The sequence below is a fragment of the Flavobacteriales bacterium genome (genome assembly GCA_016713875.1).
GTDB lineage: Bacteria > Bacteroidota > Bacteroidia > Flavobacteriales_F > PHOS-HE28 > PHOS-HE28.
Window position 1 is genome coordinate 308,281 of record JADJOI010000002.1, and the last position, 14,662, is coordinate 322,942.

The following is a 14,662-nucleotide window of genomic DNA, read 5'->3' on the forward strand; positions in this document are numbered from 1 at the left end:
GGGTGGCCTACGGGTGCGGATCCAGAACGATGCGGGCGTTGCCCAAGGATCGGCCGTCCGCATCCTCGATCATCATCACGTACAGCCCCCCAGGGACGCCGGCCAAGGAGAGCACAAGGTCGGCGCGCTGCACGTCCCAGGGAACAGAGCCTTCGCGGATGCGCGCACCATCGGCGGTCTGCAGGGTGTAATGCACGCGTGAGGTCGAGCAGCGCGGGAGCAGGACGTGGACCCGGTCCGTGGCCGGGTTCGGCCGGACGAGAAGCCGGGGGTGTTCCGCACCCACGATGGCCGACACGGTGGAGGAGAGATCCCCGCTGCCATCGCTGTGCTGGATGCGCAAACGATAGTAGTTCAGGCCCGCGGAAGGGGATCGGTCATGGAACGAATACTCCAACCGTTCAAGCGAGTGTCCGGCGGCGGGGAGTTCACCGATCGGGGTGTAGTCCAGGTCATCGACCGACCGCTCCACCACGAAGCGCGCTGTTCCCGTTTCGGTCTGGGTGGCCCAGGTGAGGTGCACACCATCGTTCATCACATGTGCTTCAGGGCCGATCAGCTCCACGGGAAGCACGGTGCAGTCCAAGGAGGCACCGTTGGTCAATGTCCAATCCAGGGTGAACGCCTGCCCGGTGACATCGAAGTTGTCGATGTACATGATGTAGATCTGCCCGGCGATGATGTTGAGCGGAGCCACCCAGCCATTGCCGAAATCATTCTCCGAAGCGTCCACCGCTCCGTTGCCCATGCCCGTAACGAAGGCACCTGCTCCAGGATATCCCGGCACGTTCGGCGGGTAGGCCCAGGAGCAGCGAATGGGGTTGCCGACCGGAGGGCAGGTGATCGTGCTCATCGGCCCCCAGATGGCGAAGTCGTAGTCGATGTTGGCCGCGGGTTGGATGGTGAGCGCAGCGGTGCCGGAGGCCGAGGGGGAGAAGAAGTACCACGTGCCCTGGCTTTCATTGCCGTCCAAGCATCCGTTGTTCGCATTCGTCAGATCGACCGTGCACCCGGTGAAGTTCGCGTTGTTGCTGATCTGCTGGTCGTTGCAGATGGTGGCCCCCCCGGCACAATCCTCTTGCGGGGTGGTGGGTGTGGCGGGAGCGCTCACGCAGATACCGAAAGTACCGGTGGCTCCGCCATAGCCCCAGAAGCGGATCCGGTAGGTGGTGAACGGCGCCAGTGTGGCACAGCGGCGGTCGATCTCCGGCATGAAGAGCCCTCCGAAGAAGTCCTCGTCATCATTGCAGGCCACCGTGGCCAGCGCACCGCAGGCCCCGCTGTACAGCTGCATCACCCCATCGGCCAGGGTGCCCGCCTGCGTATCGATGAAGACCTGACCGCTGGCCCCGGTGGTGAAGGTGAACCAGACATCGGTGGTGGGCGCCGGCCCGCAGGTGGGTGCGGGGGCGGTCCCCGATGCAGTGGCTCCGGCATTGGAGAACGTCAGCATCGTGCAGGTCGGCAGCACCGGCAGGGCGATCGCACCCGGACAGTTGTCGTTCGCGGGCGGTGGCGGGGGCGACCACACGCAGAGCTGGCCGTTGAACCCGCCGTTGCCGTTATAGCGCTGCACGCGGATGATGTAGTTCGTTCCAGGCACGGTGGCGAGGGTCACGGTCTCCGCCCCGAACACGGTGTTGTCGGCGCAGGCCAGCGATGCGTTGGCCGCACAGGCCGACATGATGTGGAGCACGGCATCGTCGAACAGCCCGCCCGGAGTGAAGGTGATCGTGGTGGTGGCGGCCGTGGCGGTGAACCAGCCGAACGCATCGTCGAAGTTGCCGCTGTTGCAACTGGCGGGTGCCAGGTTGATGTTCGCGACGTAGGCGGCGGGTTTGTTGAAGGCCACGTTCACGCAGGAGGTGCCCACCGGGTACTGGTTGGCCGGCGCGAGGCCGCAGGCATCGCTCGAGGCCTGCCCGGCAAGCGCCATGGGCACCATCAGACCGATGGTCAGGAGGCCTATGGCGCCGGGCGCGCGGGATCGATCGCTCCTGTTCATTCGTCCGTTCGGGTGGCGCGGTCGAGGAGGTCCACGTAGCGCGCCGGATCGGCGGCGATCCACGCGTTCTTGTGCGCGGCGTCCGCGTCCAAGGGGGTCCACTGTGGGGAGGTGGTATCGGGAGGCGCGATGGTGATGCGGACCGTTCCCGGCGCGCCGGATCCGGACCAATGGATGAGCTGAAAGCCGTGAGCGTTCAGGAGTTGCGCCAGCTCAGCGGGCTGGATGGTCACGGGACCGGCGAAGTGGAGGATGCGCTTCGGTCGGTCGTAGTGCACTTCGGTGTGGGGCAGCCAGTCCACGACGGCCCCGAGCATGGGCTTCACGGCGGCCTCGGGCAAGATGGGGGCGATCACGGCCTCGGCCTGCACCACGACCTGCGCGTGTCCCAGCAGTGAGCAGGCCAAAGCCCAGCCGAGGGTCGTCGAACGGAGAGACATCACCGCCCCGGTCAACGCGCTCAAGCTGGACCGTTCAGTGGATCCGATCGGGTCTTTCATGGTCCGCCGTTCCGGCGTGGGATCAACGGACCAAGCTACGGTGGCCGGCTGGCGCGGGTCAAGTCATCCAGACGGCTGTTCTCAACAGCCCGGGTTCATACCGAGGTGCTGGCCCGTTGGGTGTGAAGCACACGCCCGGGATACTGGTCCAGCGCGACACGCAGGCAATCCACCGCTTTGCGGAGCTTTTCCTGTTCCAGTACGTAGGCCAATCGCACCTGCTTCCGGCCGGTGGCCGGCTCGGCATAAAAACCGCTGCACGGTGCCATCATCACCGTGTGGCCGTTGTGACTGAAGGACTCCAGTAACCATTGGCAGAAGGCGTCCGCATCGTCGATCGGCAGCTCGGCCACGCAGTAGAACGCACCTTTGGGGGAAGGGCAAAGGACCCCAGGGATGCTGTTCAAGCTATTCACCAGGATGTCGCGACGCTGGCTGTATTCGGCGATCACCTCGTCGAAGTACGCTTTCGGGGTGTTCAGGGCGGCTTCGCTTGCGATCTGGCCGAAGGTGGGCGGGCTGAGCCGTGCCTGGGCGAACTTCAGCACGGTGGCCAGCAGTTCGGCGTTGCGCGTGATGAAGGCGCCCACCCGAGCGCCGCACATGCTGTAGCGCTTGCTCACGCTATCGATCAGCACGGCATGCTGGTCGAGCCCTTCCAGGGACAACGCGCTGATATGGGTGGCCCCGTCGTAGCAGAACTCACGGTACACCTCATCGGCGAAGAGGAAGAGGTCGTGCTTGAGCACGATGGAGCGCAGGGTCTCCAGTTCCGTGCGGCTGTAGAGATAGCCCGTGGGGTTGCCCGGGTTGCAGATGAGGATGCCCTTGGTGCGCGGGGTGATGAGGGCCTCGAACGCGCTGATCGCCGGCAGGGCGAACCCTTCCTGGATGGTGCTTCGGACGGGTACCACCTTGACCCCGGCCGCCAAGGCGAAGCTGTTGTAGTTGGCGTAGTACGGTTCGGGAATGATGAGCTCATCGCCCGGCTCGAAGCAGGCCATCATGCCGAAGAGCAGGGCCTCGCTGCCGCCGTTGGTGACGATGATCTGCTCGTGGGTCGCCGGGATCCCGTGCTTGCCGTAGTAGGCGGCCAGGCCCTTCCTGTAGCTCTCGAAGCCGGCGCTGTGGCTGTATTCGATCACGGTGCGGTCCAGGTGGCGGATGGCCTCCAGCGCCACCTCCGGTGTGCGGATGTCGGGTTGCCCGATGTTGAGATGGAGCACCTGGGTCCCGCGTTTGCGGGCGGCCTCGGCAAAGGGGACGAGCTTGCGGATGGGGGAGGCCGGCATCAGGCGACCCTTGGTGGAAATGGCGGGCATCGGGATCGGGAAGTGTGGGGCGAAGTTCGGCGTTCCGTGCGCACAGTACGCGAACGAAGAAGCCCCGCCAGGCCGGCGGGGCTTCCGATGGGAACGTTCGCTGGATCAGTTGGTCTTCTCCACGGGGGCCATGGGGCTCTGCTCCTTCACCGGGGAAGCGGGCGTCTCGGGACCGGCCTCCACCGTGCCCTTGATGCGCACCACCTTCTCGGGGGCGTTCGTGGCGTTGCTGCTGATGGTCACGCTCTTGTTGATCGGGCCGGGGCGCTTGGTGTCGTATTTCACCGTGATGGTCGTCTTGGTGCCGGGCTTGATCGGGGCGGTGTCGCACTTGGGCACCGTGCAGCCGCAGCTTCCCTTGCAATTGGTGATGATCAACGGCTGGTCGCCGGTGTTGGTCACGATGAACTCGCAGGTGCCGTTCGCGCCGTTGGCGATGGTACCGTAGTCATGCACTTCCTTGTCGAGGCCTGATCTGCGGACCGGTGCCGCCCACGGGCTTGGCATTGTCCTGGGCCATGGCACCGAGGAAGAGGGCGCTGAGGCCGAACGAGAGGAGGAACTTCTTCATGGAGTGGATCGGGTTTCGTGCGTTGCTGGACCAAAACTACGGACGGGTCACCTGAGGGTTCCGACATTAACAAGACCTTAACAGGGCCGCGTTCCGTGTGCCCGTGTACCGCCGATCCCATGCCGAACCGGGACCTCCGGTTACCTTTGCCGGCCTCGATGCAAAGGCCCGCGCGGCTTTGCTCGAAGCCTCTCCGATGAGCACCCCTCAGATCCCCAAACGATACGATCCGGCCCACGCCGAAGGCCACTGGTATGCCCACTGGATGGCGAAGGGCTACTTCCGCAGCGTACCCGACGACCGCGAGCCCTACACCGTGGTGATCCCGCCTCCCAACGTCACGGGCGTGCTGCACATGGGCCACATGCTCAACAACACCATCCAGGACGTGCTGGTGCGCCGCGCGCGTATGCAGGGCAGGAACGCCTGTTGGGTGCCGGGCACGGACCACGCGAGCATCGCCACCGAGGCCAAGGTGGTGCGCCTGCTCGGCGAGCAGGGGCTCAAGAAGAGCGCCATCGGCCGCGAGGAGTTCCTCAAGCACGCCTTTGCGTGGAAGGAGAAGTACGGCGGGGTGATCCTGGAGCAGCTGAAGAAGCTCGGCGCCAGCTGTGACTGGGACCGTATACGCTTCACCATGGAGCCCGACCTCAGCGACGCGGTGCTCGACGTGTTCATCGACCTGCACAAGAAAGGCCTGGTGTACCGTGGCCTGCGCATGGTGAACTGGGACCCCGTGGCCCTCACCGCGGTCAGCGACGAAGAGGTGATCCACAAGGAGGTCAACTCGAAGCTCTTTCACATCCGGTACAAAGTGGAGCGTGAGGACCCCGATGGAGTGGAGGAGTACATCGTGATCGCCACTACGCGTCCTGAGACGATCCTGGGCGACAGCGCCGTGGCCGTGCACCCCGAGGACGAGCGCTATACGGACCTGAAGGGTATGCGCGTGCAGGTGCCCCTCATCGGCCGCAGCATCCCCGTGATCTTCGATGAGTACGTGGAGCGCGAGTTCGGAACCGGCGCGCTGAAAGTGACGCCTGCGCACGACGTGAACGACCACGAATTGGGCAAGAAGCACAACCTCGAGACCATCGATATCCTGGAGCCCAACGGCACGCTCAGTGCGGCTGCGCAGCTCTACGTGGGCGAGGACCGCTTCGTGGTGCGCAAGAAGATCGCGAAGGAGCTGGAGGAGAAGGGCTTCCTGGTGAGGACCGAGGACATCGTGAACAAGGTGGGCACCAGCGAGCGCACCGACGCCGTGATCGAGCCGCGTCTCTCCTTGCAGTGGTTCGTGAAGATGGGTGAGCTCGCCAAGCCGGCGCTCGAGGTGGTGAAGGACGGCCGCGTGAAGCTCCATCCGCAGAAGTTCGTGAACACCTACACGTACTGGATGGAGAACGTGCGCGACTGGTGCATCAGCCGCCAGTTGTGGTGGGGGCAGCAGGTGCCGGCGTGGTACAACGAGGCCGGGGACGTGGCCGTATGCCGCACCGAGGCCGAGGCCATTGCGCAGTTCACCGCCGAAGGCAAGAGCACCAAGGGTATCAAGCAGGACGAGGACGTCGTGGACACCTGGTTCAGCAGCTGGCTGTGGCCCATCAGCGTGTTCGACGGCTTCAAGGACCCGAACAACGCGGATATCAAGTACTACTACCCCACCAACGACCTGGTCACCGCGCCGGAGATCCTCTTCTTCTGGGTGGCGCGCATGATCATGGCGGGCATGGAGTACCGCGGCGAGATCCCTTTCAAGAACGTGTACCTCACCGGCATCGTGCGCGACAAGCTGGGCCGGAAGATGAGCAAGAGCCTCGGCAACAGCCCCGACCCGCTCGACCTGATCGCCAAGTACGGCGCGGACGGCGTGCGCACCGGCATGCTCTTCAGCAGCCCGGCTGGCAACGACCTCCCGTTCGATGAGGGCCTCTGCGAGCAGGGCCGCAACTTCAGCAACAAGATCTGGAACGCGTTCCGCCTCGTGAAGGGCTGGACCGTCGCGCAGCATGAACAGCCTGCCGGCCATGCGGTGGCCGTGGCCTGGATGCAGAGCCGTGTCGCTCGGTCCACCGCCGAGCTCGATGGCCTGTACGACCAGTTCCGCATCAGCGAGGCGCTGATGACCACCTACAAGCTGATCTGGGACGACCTCTGCAGCTGGTACCTGGAATCGATCAAGCCCGCCTTCGTGGACAGTGTGGCCCTGCCGATCGACGCCGCGACCTACGAGGCCACCATCGGTCTTTTCGAGGATGTACTGAAGCTGCTGCACCCCTACATGCCCTTCCTCACAGAGGAGCTGTGGCACCATCTTCATGAGCGGAAGGAGGGCGAGGACATCATCATCGCGGCGTGGCCGAAGGGCGGCGCGGGCGATGCGAAGCTCGAGGCCGAGGTGCAGCACGCCTTCGACCTGGTGAGCGCCGTCTGCGCCGTGCGGAACGAGCGCGGGCTGTCACCAAAGGAACCGCTGCAAGTGGGTCCTTCGGGCAGCACTCCGTTGACCGCAGCATCCTCCGCGCTCGTCGACAAGCTCGCGAACACCGGTGCCTTGGCCGGTCCTTTCGGGTCCATTCCGGCGGGCGCCACGGCCGTTTTCGCCGGTGCCACGGAGTATGCGGTGCTGCTTCCTCAGCTGGACGCCGCTGCCGAAGCCAAGAAGGCCGAAGAGGAGCTCACCTACCTCCGCGGCTTCCTGACCAGCGTGGACAAGAAGCTCAGCAACGAGCGCTTCGTGGCCGGTGCGCCGGCTCAGGTGCTGGAGAACGAGCGCAAGAAGAAAGCCGACGCCGAGGCGAAGATCAAGTCGTTGGAGGAGCGGTTGGCGGTGTTGAAGTAGGCTCGACAAGCCCATCGCTTCATCACTGCTTGATGAACCAGGCCATGCCCTCTTCAGTTCTTAGGAGGTAGGCCCCGGGCGCCAGGGAACGCACTTCCAGTTGGAAACCGTCGCTTCTTCGCGTGGCAGGGACCTGAAGTTGCCGCCCATCGATGGTGAGCAGCGCGAATGTGGAAGATGCGCCATCCGGCAGATGGACCATGAGCACTTCGCTCGCGGGGTTCGGCGAGAGCCGGATGCCGTTGGGCGCAGCTTCGCTCACATCGGTGCTGAACTCCGCCGTCAGCACGCTCGGCTCGGGCGATCACTGGCGGGTTGAAATCGAAGTAGATGTTGGCGGTGTTCTCGATCACGGTGCCGGGCAATAGTGGAAGCGTAGGTCGCACACGGAAAGACACGGATCCGTGACTCGCGGGTTCGTTCACGTTGCTGTCGGGCAAGAGGATGTTCACGAAGTAGAACTTCAAGGTGCCACTGTCCTGCAATTCCCAGGTGAACGGATGCGAGCCTGCGCCGATGGTGAGCGAACCGGCGTCGAGTGTGTTCGAAGCGTATCCGCATCACGACCGTGAATGCCGTATCGGTTCCTGTGTTTTGGAAACGGATCGTGTAGTCGATCCACTGGTCCACGTCGATATAGTACAGATCCCGACTCCATGCACTGCTCGTGGTGGCGGTCTTATCGTTCGGATCGTAGCTACCTGTGACGGTGGTGATGACCGTTGCCGAATTGTTCGCAGCATTCACGTCCGCGGCATTGGGCGTTACGGTTGCTGTGGCTTGCAGGTCCGTTCCGATCAAGCCCACATCTGGCGGCACCTGCAAACGCACGCTGATGTCGCGATGCTGGAAATAGTACAGAGCGCCTGCATTGTTCCATGTGATCGTATTGCCGCTCACGTTGCTGGGTGTGGGCGTTGCACCGATGTAGCTCACGGCTGGATCGAAGGTCATCACCACCATGTTCGAGTTGCTGGTGGCACTGGTGAGGTTGTCCAGGTCGATGGCATAGTGCAATTCGAAGCCGGGGCGCGCCGGTCCGCTCGCCAAGCTCAGTTGGATATCCAACGCTTGCGTGGCCGTGTCGAGCAGGTTGAAGGTCATGTTGCCCGCAACGCTCAGCGGACCGGGGTTCCCCACGCAATGCTCATCAACAAGTGCCGTCTGTTGTTCAACCGTGTAGTTCCCCAGCGGGAGGTTGATGCTGTACTCACCGTATGCGTTGGTGGTGGCATAGTAGGGTCCGGGCATGAACTCCAGGATCATCTGAGGTATCGCCGCATCTGTGAAGTCCAGAACGCAATCCTCATCCGCATCGATCACGACCGTGCCGCTCACGTTGCCGCAGGTGGGACCGAGATCAGGAATGGTGAAGTAGGTGGTGTCTCCACAGCCGCCGAACGCGAAATCGAAATCCGTGTCGTGCAGCAAGCGCCTGACGATGGCGTAGGTGCCCGGTGCGAGGTCCGGCACATCGTAGGTCCAGCCGACGGTCCAGTTCGTGGCCAGGTTGGCGAATGCCGCAACGGGCGCCCATTGATCATCGAGCAAGCGCGGATGCAACCCGTAGATGAAGTCCGCCTCCGGCGGAATGCTGAACGCCACATGGCCGTTGGCGCCGCCGGAGCACGAACCTTCGATATCCGGATGCTCACGGGGTAGAACTGCGGCGGCTGCGGAACGATCGCCTCCATGTAGCCCGGGCAGCCATTGACGTCAGTGTAGTTCACTGCGTAGATCTGCCCCGGTGCGCCCCAGTAGCACATGGTGCTTATCCCGAACAACTGGACGTCTGCAGGAAGGTCTTGCAGTTGCACTTGCATTACGCAACCAGCGTCGTTCTGGTGCGGCCCCGGCCCCAGCGGATAGGAAGGGATGTCCCCACCGAATAGGATCAAGCCGCCGGGATCCCCGTTGCAAGATGGGATCGCTTGAGCCAGTCCTTGGCCGGGATCCCATTCCCAGCCAGGCAGGTTGGGCACTACGGCGGTGTTCTGCTGCACCGCACCCAGAAAGTCCGTTACCGTCAGGGTGTAACTGCCCGCAGGAAGGCCATGGATATCCTCGGAAGTGGGCCCGCTGCTCCAGCTATAGCTATAGGGCGGTACACCGCCGGTCACCGTGGCATTCACCGATCCATCGGCATTACTGCAATGCTCCGGCGCGATGGTGAAGCTGATGTTCGCTTGGGCCTGGGCCGACCAAAGAGCCAATGCGCAGAAGAGGGGCGGTCCGTACATGGTCATTGTTCGATGAAATGCTGGTGAACGACGAATTCGTTGTTCATGGACCCGAGGAGCCTGAAGATAACCCGCCGGAAAATCGGACCACCCATGCCGGTCCAGTTCCGGCCATAGACGAGCCGTTCGGTCCCAGGTTGTCCCTGCCCACCGCCCATATGGGGTACTTCGAAGAACCTCGAACGGATGGCGCACGCAGCTATCGTTCGGTCAGACGAGGCGCTCCGAAAGGAGGATACTGAAACGAAGTATCCGACTGAGGAGGAACGAAGTATGACCGAAGGAGAGCAAGTGTATACGGCCCGAGAGCCTGCCATGAACGCCGCCGGAGCGAGGTTCTTCGAGGTACCCTATGGTGGGGCCACCCCTATTACTATGACATGTGCAAGCGAGGCTGATAAGGTTGGCCCGAGTGGAGCACAGCCCAGAGGTGGTGGATGATCTTGCCAGCCACATTGTTCAGGGCGACGATGGGCCGTTTGCCTTGCGCAAGCTTGCGTTGGTAGTAGCCTGTAGGGTCTCCGGGAACACGAACGGCGGCCAGCGCGGCCAGCTTGAAAAGGCTCTTGAGGCGGTGGTTGGCAAGGAGGAGGTGGCGGTCTTTCCCTGACGCTCGATCCGGAAGTGCGCTCGAAGGGTGCTGCACCGACAGAACAGACCAGCTGCCGGGGTGGATCGAAGCGGGTGAAACCCGCGGTGTGGGCGATCAATTCGCTGACCAGCACCGGCCTGATGCCCGATACACTTTGGGCCAGCTTGTTCTTGCGCTGCAAGGCACTGTCCTTCCGCAGGAAGGCGGAGATGGCCTTGTCGAGCTTGGGCGATCGACCGCTCCAGGGCCTTGAGCCTGGCGTTGCAGCTCGGCCTTCATCAGCTCTTTGGCGCTCCCGGTGAGGTGAAGCACGTTGTCGCTCAACTGGGCCTTGTCCTTGGCCCGCTCCTTCACCAAACGCTCACGCAGGGCCAAGAGCGCCTTCAGCTCGGCGAACGCCAGATGCGCCTGTCCGACCAGCCGGGCCTTGTCCCTGAACCGGTGGGCGTATTGTGCGATGCGCGGAGCATCCACCGTGTCGCTCTTGCCGCGCTGCATCCCAATGCTCAAGCGGATGTCCGTGGCGTGGGCCAGCCAGGTGGGATACCTCATGACCACCAAGGTCTTCACCACGCCATGGCTGTAATGCCCGGTCGGTTCCAGGCACACCAAGGCCCGGGTGTCGCACAGGCCCTGCCTGGTCCATTTGCGCAACAGGGTGCGCAGCCCGCTGGTGCTGTTCTTCACCCGCTCTTCCTTCACCACGTTGCCCTGTTCGTCCTGCAGGGCTGCATCCAATGTCGCCTTGCTCACATCGATACCGATCGTTCTCATGGTACTTTTGGGTTGTTCTTCCACTGAAGGGGCTAAGCAGGTGTCCGTTGCTTCAGAACTCTAACAGGCCGCAAGCCTCATTTACTATCCGAGCCGAGGACACCGGGGTACGAGAGGTCCCAATAGAATGACAGGACTTGCTCCTGAACCTTCGTCCGGTTCACCTCCCGCACCGCTCGGCTTCCCTTCAGTTGGTCTGTTCGCTAAGGAAAGCTTGCAAGCCCAGAGTACCTTCGCCCTATCGAACGCGACCTCAAATACGCCGCCATCGACATCGGCTCCAACGCCGTACGGCTGCTCATCGGCGACGTCATCGAGCGGAGGACCATCCCAGTGGTGCGCAAGACCTCGCTGGTGCGCGTGCCCATCCGCCTGGGCGAGGACGTGTTCGCGAGCGGCGCCATCGGGGCCGCCAAGCGCGACTACCTGATCAAGAGCCTGAAGGCCTTCCGCCTGCCGATCGACGTACGGTGTGCCTCGCTACCGGTGCTGTGCGACCAGCGCCATGCGGAGGCCTCCAACAGCGCGGAGACCATCGCCCGCGTAGAGATGGAGACCGGCGTGGATATTGAGGCGATCGGCGGGCGCGAGGAGGGGAGACCTGATCTGCAGCACCTTCTGACGCAGGACCTGCTGAAGGACCGCAGCTACCTCTTCATCGACGTGGGCGGTGGAAGCACCGAGCTCACCTGGCTGGAGAAGGGGCGTCGCGCGGAAGACCGCTAGCTTCAAGGTGGGCACCGTGCGCATGCTGGCCGGCAAGGTGAAGGAGCACGTGGCCGGAGATCGCCGACTTCCTGGGCGAACTGCGCGCCCAGCACGGGCAGCTGGATGGCGGTGGGCACAGGCGGGCAACATCAACCGCATCTTCAAGGAGAACGGCAACCGCTATGGAGAACCGCTTCAGCGGCCGACATCCAGCGCCATCGGGATCGCATCGCCGCTTACAGCCTGGAGGACCGGGTGAACGGCTGCGGCTGCGGGCCGACCGGGCGGACGTCATCATCCCGGCGGCGGACATCTTCCTGCGTGTGCTGGATGCGGCGGAGATCACGAGATCTTCGTGCCGAAGGTGGGCCTGGCCGATGGGATCGTGTATGACCTGTACATGAAGCAGTACGGACACAAGCGGTATGCGCCGGCGGATCCCCTTGGTGTGCCGGCCTGACCGGCGTTCGGCGCTGGCGGCGGTCCTCCTGCTGTGCACCTCGCCGGGGAGGCGCAGCCCTGGGCCATCGGCCTGCGCGGACACTTCGGCTTCCTCTGGCCGCATCGGCCCAGCAGCGGGATCCTGGTGGAGGATCACTGCACGGCACCGGAGCTCTTCGTGGAACGGCGGCTGCCGGGTGACCGGCCCTGGCAGCGGCATTACCGGGGCCCTTCCTACGGGTTCGGGCTGATGTACACGGGCCTGGCGAACCCGGAACGCATCGGGCCGCGCTGCGTGTGCTGCCCTACCGCACCTGCCGTTCACGCACGGTGCCCGCGGCGATTCTCGGCATGCGCCTGGGCTGGGGGGCTGGGCCTGGTGACGCGACCGTACGACCGAAGGGAGAACAGCAAGCCGATCGCGATCGGCTCAGTGATCAACACCGCGATCCAGCTGATGTTGGCCTTACCGCCACCGCTTCGGCCGTACGGGAGATTTCGGCGGGTTTCGGCATCGACCACTGGAGCAATGGTTCGTTCGCCCTGCCCAACCTGGGGCTCAACCTGCTGAGCGCAAGCCTGGGCGTGGCGCAGGCATTGGGACCGGTGACGCCTTACGTGCACGTGAAGGATACCGTTCCGCTGGAGCGGCCGCGGCGCGAGCAGAGCGTGGTGGGGTCGTTGTTCTGGGCGAGACTGGACGACCGGAGAACGGCCAGTACAGCGTGTACAGCCCGATCGGGCAGGGCAGTGGCGCGTGACGCGCAAGTCGGCAGTGGCCTTCGGGGGGTGACGTCTTCAACAAGGGGCGCTGCGCAGCGAGCAGGAATCCCTTGCGGACAAAGGGCGGTTGGCGCTCACGCAGGCCGGGCTCCATGCAGGCTACGCACTGATCTTCGGGCGTGGCGAGCCTGTTCATGCAGATGGGGCGTACGTACACGCCTGTGCCGGACCAGGGCCGCGGTGTTCCACCGGATGGGCTGTCGCCATCGCATCGGCCGCCACCTGATCGCGTACATGGCGCTGAAGAGCCACCACGCAGTGGCGATCACGGGGAATTCGGATTCGGTTACCGATGGTCATGAGCCGAGCGTTTCCCCTGTTGTTGCTGTTGCTCGCCTCCTGTGAGGCGGAGCAGTGGGACGATTGCGTGACGAGCACAGGACCGGAACGCTTGGAGGAGCGCGGCCTGGGCTCTTTTCATCGGATCGTCATGGAGGACCGGATCGACCTCGTCCTGGAGAACAGGAGTCCGGCACGGTGGTGGTGGAGGGTGGTGCCAACCTGCTTGACCAGGTGGTGACGGAAGTGGAGGCCGGCACGTTGACGGGGCGCAATGAGAACCGGTGCAACTGCGCGCAGCTTCCGACCGCGCATCACCGTGCGCGTGCCGCTGCAGACGGTGATGGCTGGAGCTGCGCGGCACGGGGAACGTACATGCAGCGGACACCGTGCGCCAGCAGGTGTTCCGCATCGAGCAGCAACGCCCAGGGCACGGTGGACCTGCCGCTCGCGGTGGATACCTGCTACGTGGGCCTGCACAGGGCGCGGGCGATGTGCGGCTGGCGGGCCGCTGCGGTGTGGCCTATATCTGTACAGCGGCTTCATGGGGCCCATCGACGCCGGCGCACTGGCGGCGCAGGAGGTGAACGTGAACAACAGCGGCGTGGCCGACATCATCTGCCGGGCGCAGCAACGGTTGAACGTGCAGCGCTCTTCGATGGGGGCGACGTGCGGTACCACGCGATCCCTTGGTGCAGGCCACGGTGACCGAAGCGGTTTGTGGTGCGGTTGGGGCCGTAGCCGTAGCGCCTCACACCCGCCCCCGCCTGATCTCCTCCACCACCGCGGGTCCAGAAGCGTGGAGGTGTCCCCCAAGCTCCCCAGTTCGTTCTCCGCCACCTTCCGCAGGATGCGCCGTACGATCTTGCCACTGCATGTCTTGGGCAACCCGCTCACAACTGGATCTTTGTCCGGCTTGGCGATGCGGCCGATGCTGGCCACCACGGCCATCACCGACTTCGCTCCTCTGCCAGTTTCCGCAGCGGACCAAGGTGATTCCGGAGGATCGCCCACACGGTCATGTCGTCCGTGGCATCGCAATGCACGCACCAAGCGGTTCCGGAAGGCGCGGATCTTCTGGCCGTCCTCGAACGGGTCGTCCGGGTCGAGCAGCATCAGCTTGTAGACGGCCTCGCCAATGACGATCAACCTGCGCTCAACAGCGTCCTTCACGGTAATGGAGGCGGCATATTGCTCGTAGGTCGTGATGCCTGCAAATGGATGTCGATCGCATCCAGAGCGAGGATGATATCAGACCAGTACTTGCGCTTGGCTTCCATCGTACACCGCACCACTTGGTCCGTTCGATCACCTCGCGCATCCTACCGGGTTCTTTACCGAGCGCATGGTCAGCAGGGTCCACCCGGCGGCCAAAGAAAGCTCCATTTGTCCCACAGGTCCAGCATCAGTTCCCGAAAGTGAGCGGGTCGCTGGCCTTCAGGTCCACCACCGTGTCCACATCGCTTTCCGCGTTGAACGGCCCATGAACCGGAAGATCCAAAGGCATGTAGCGAGGCCACCTGATGCTCTTCGCACAGGCGCTTGAAGCCTTCTGTGTCGCGGGAGACCAGCTCGCGTAACATACTTCAAAGGTAGGCAGGGATG

At 63.8% G+C, this 14,662-nt stretch carries 12 protein-coding genes; 3 read left to right on the top strand and 9 right to left on the bottom strand.

Annotated features, from left to right (window positions below; genetic code table 11):
* Positions 1-7: 7 nt before the first annotated feature.
* The 4 genes from IPJ87_01390 to IPJ87_01405 form a co-directional block, all read right to left on the bottom strand.
* Complete coding sequence (locus IPJ87_01390; protein MBK7940531.1) at positions 8-1,945, bottom strand: hypothetical protein; 1,938 nt, start codon at positions 1,943-1,945, stop codon at positions 8-10.
* Between the two features lie 56 nt (positions 1,946-2,001).
* Positions 2,002-2,505: a hypothetical protein gene (locus IPJ87_01395; GenBank protein ID MBK7940532.1), complete on the bottom strand. Its 504-nt coding sequence runs from the start codon at positions 2,503-2,505 to the stop codon at positions 2,002-2,004.
* Between the two features lie 95 nt (positions 2,506-2,600).
* Positions 2,601-3,827 carry a pyridoxal phosphate-dependent aminotransferase gene (locus IPJ87_01400; GenBank protein MBK7940533.1) on the bottom strand — a complete coding sequence of 409 codons (1,227 nt, stop codon included), beginning with the start codon at positions 3,825-3,827 and terminating at the stop codon, positions 2,601-2,603.
* A 105-nt stretch (positions 3,828-3,932) separates the two neighbouring features.
* Entirely contained in the window at positions 3,933-4,334 is a 402-nt protein-coding gene (locus IPJ87_01405) for a DUF1573 domain-containing protein (GenBank protein MBK7940534.1), read from the bottom strand.
* Between the two features lie 260 nt (positions 4,335-4,594).
* On the opposite strand from IPJ87_01405, the gene IPJ87_01410 reads away from it, so the two are divergent.
* Positions 4,595-7,240 (top strand): valine--tRNA ligase, encoded by a 2,646-nt coding sequence (locus tag IPJ87_01410; protein ID MBK7940535.1) that lies wholly within the window; start codon positions 4,595-4,597, stop codon positions 7,238-7,240.
* A 22-nt stretch (positions 7,241-7,262) separates the two neighbouring features.
* Here the strand turns inward: IPJ87_01410 and IPJ87_01415 are convergent, their stop codons facing one another.
* The 5 genes from IPJ87_01415 to IPJ87_01435 all read right to left on the bottom strand — a co-directional run bounded on the left by IPJ87_01415 (position 7,263) and on the right by IPJ87_01435 (position 10,846).
* The gene (locus IPJ87_01415; protein ID MBK7940536.1) at positions 7,263-7,529 is read right to left on the bottom strand and encodes a T9SS type A sorting domain-containing protein; all 267 of its coding nucleotides are present in this window, start codon (positions 7,527-7,529) and stop codon (positions 7,263-7,265) included.
* Complete coding sequence (locus tag IPJ87_01420; protein MBK7940537.1) at positions 7,523-8,671, bottom strand: hypothetical protein; 1,149 nt, start codon at positions 8,669-8,671, stop codon at positions 7,523-7,525. Before IPJ87_01420 ends, IPJ87_01415 begins: the two co-directional genes overlap by 7 nt.
* The gene (locus IPJ87_01425) at positions 8,575-9,480 is read right to left on the bottom strand and encodes a hypothetical protein (protein MBK7940538.1); all 906 of its coding nucleotides are present in this window, start codon (positions 9,478-9,480) and stop codon (positions 8,575-8,577) included. Before IPJ87_01425 ends, IPJ87_01420 begins: the two co-directional genes overlap by 97 nt.
* Before the next feature lie 350 nt (positions 9,481-9,830).
* Positions 9,831-10,253 (bottom strand): transposase, encoded by a 423-nt coding sequence (locus IPJ87_01430; protein ID MBK7940539.1) that lies wholly within the window; start codon positions 10,251-10,253, stop codon positions 9,831-9,833.
* A complete protein-coding gene (locus tag IPJ87_01435; GenBank protein MBK7940540.1) occupies positions 10,187-10,846 on the bottom strand; it encodes a transposase in 660 nt (219 codons plus the stop codon). Before IPJ87_01435 ends, IPJ87_01430 begins: the two co-directional genes overlap by 67 nt.
* A gap of 336 nt (positions 10,847-11,182) precedes the next feature.
* Between IPJ87_01435 and IPJ87_01440 the strand changes: the two genes are divergently transcribed.
* Positions 11,183-11,572, top strand: a complete 390-nt coding sequence (locus tag IPJ87_01440) for a hypothetical protein (protein ID MBK7940541.1) — start codon at positions 11,183-11,185, stop codon at positions 11,570-11,572.
* 720 nt (positions 11,573-12,292) lie between these two features.
* Positions 12,293-13,123, top strand: a complete 831-nt coding sequence (locus tag IPJ87_01445; protein MBK7940542.1) for an acyloxyacyl hydrolase — start codon at positions 12,293-12,295, stop codon at positions 13,121-13,123.
* The last annotated feature ends 1,539 nt before the right edge of the window (positions 13,124-14,662 follow it).

Excerpts from the sequence above, each read along its gene's own strand:
- IPJ87_01405 (MBK7940534.1), bottom strand. The coding sequence starts at position 4,334 with ATGCCAAGCCCGTGGGCGGCACCGGTCCGCAGATCAGGCCTCGACAAG.
- IPJ87_01390 (MBK7940531.1), bottom strand. The coding sequence starts at position 1,945 with ATGGTGCCCATGGCGCTTGCCGGGCAGGCCTCGAGCGATGCCTGCGGC.
- IPJ87_01435 (MBK7940540.1), bottom strand. The coding sequence starts at position 10,846 with ATGAGAACGATCGGTATCGATGTGAGCAAGGCGACATTGGATGCAGCC.
- IPJ87_01400 (MBK7940533.1), bottom strand. The coding sequence starts at position 3,827 with ATGCCCGCCATTTCCACCAAGGGTCGCCTGATGCCGGCCTCCCCCATC.
- IPJ87_01395 (MBK7940532.1), bottom strand. The coding sequence starts at position 2,505 with ATGAAAGACCCGATCGGATCCACTGAACGGTCCAGCTTGAGCGCGTTG.
- IPJ87_01425 (MBK7940538.1), bottom strand. The coding sequence starts at position 9,480 with ATGTACGGACCGCCCCTCTTCTGCGCATTGGCTCTTTGGTCGGCCCAG.
- IPJ87_01410 (MBK7940535.1), top strand. The coding sequence starts at position 4,595 with ATGAGCACCCCTCAGATCCCCAAACGATACGATCCGGCCCACGCCGAA.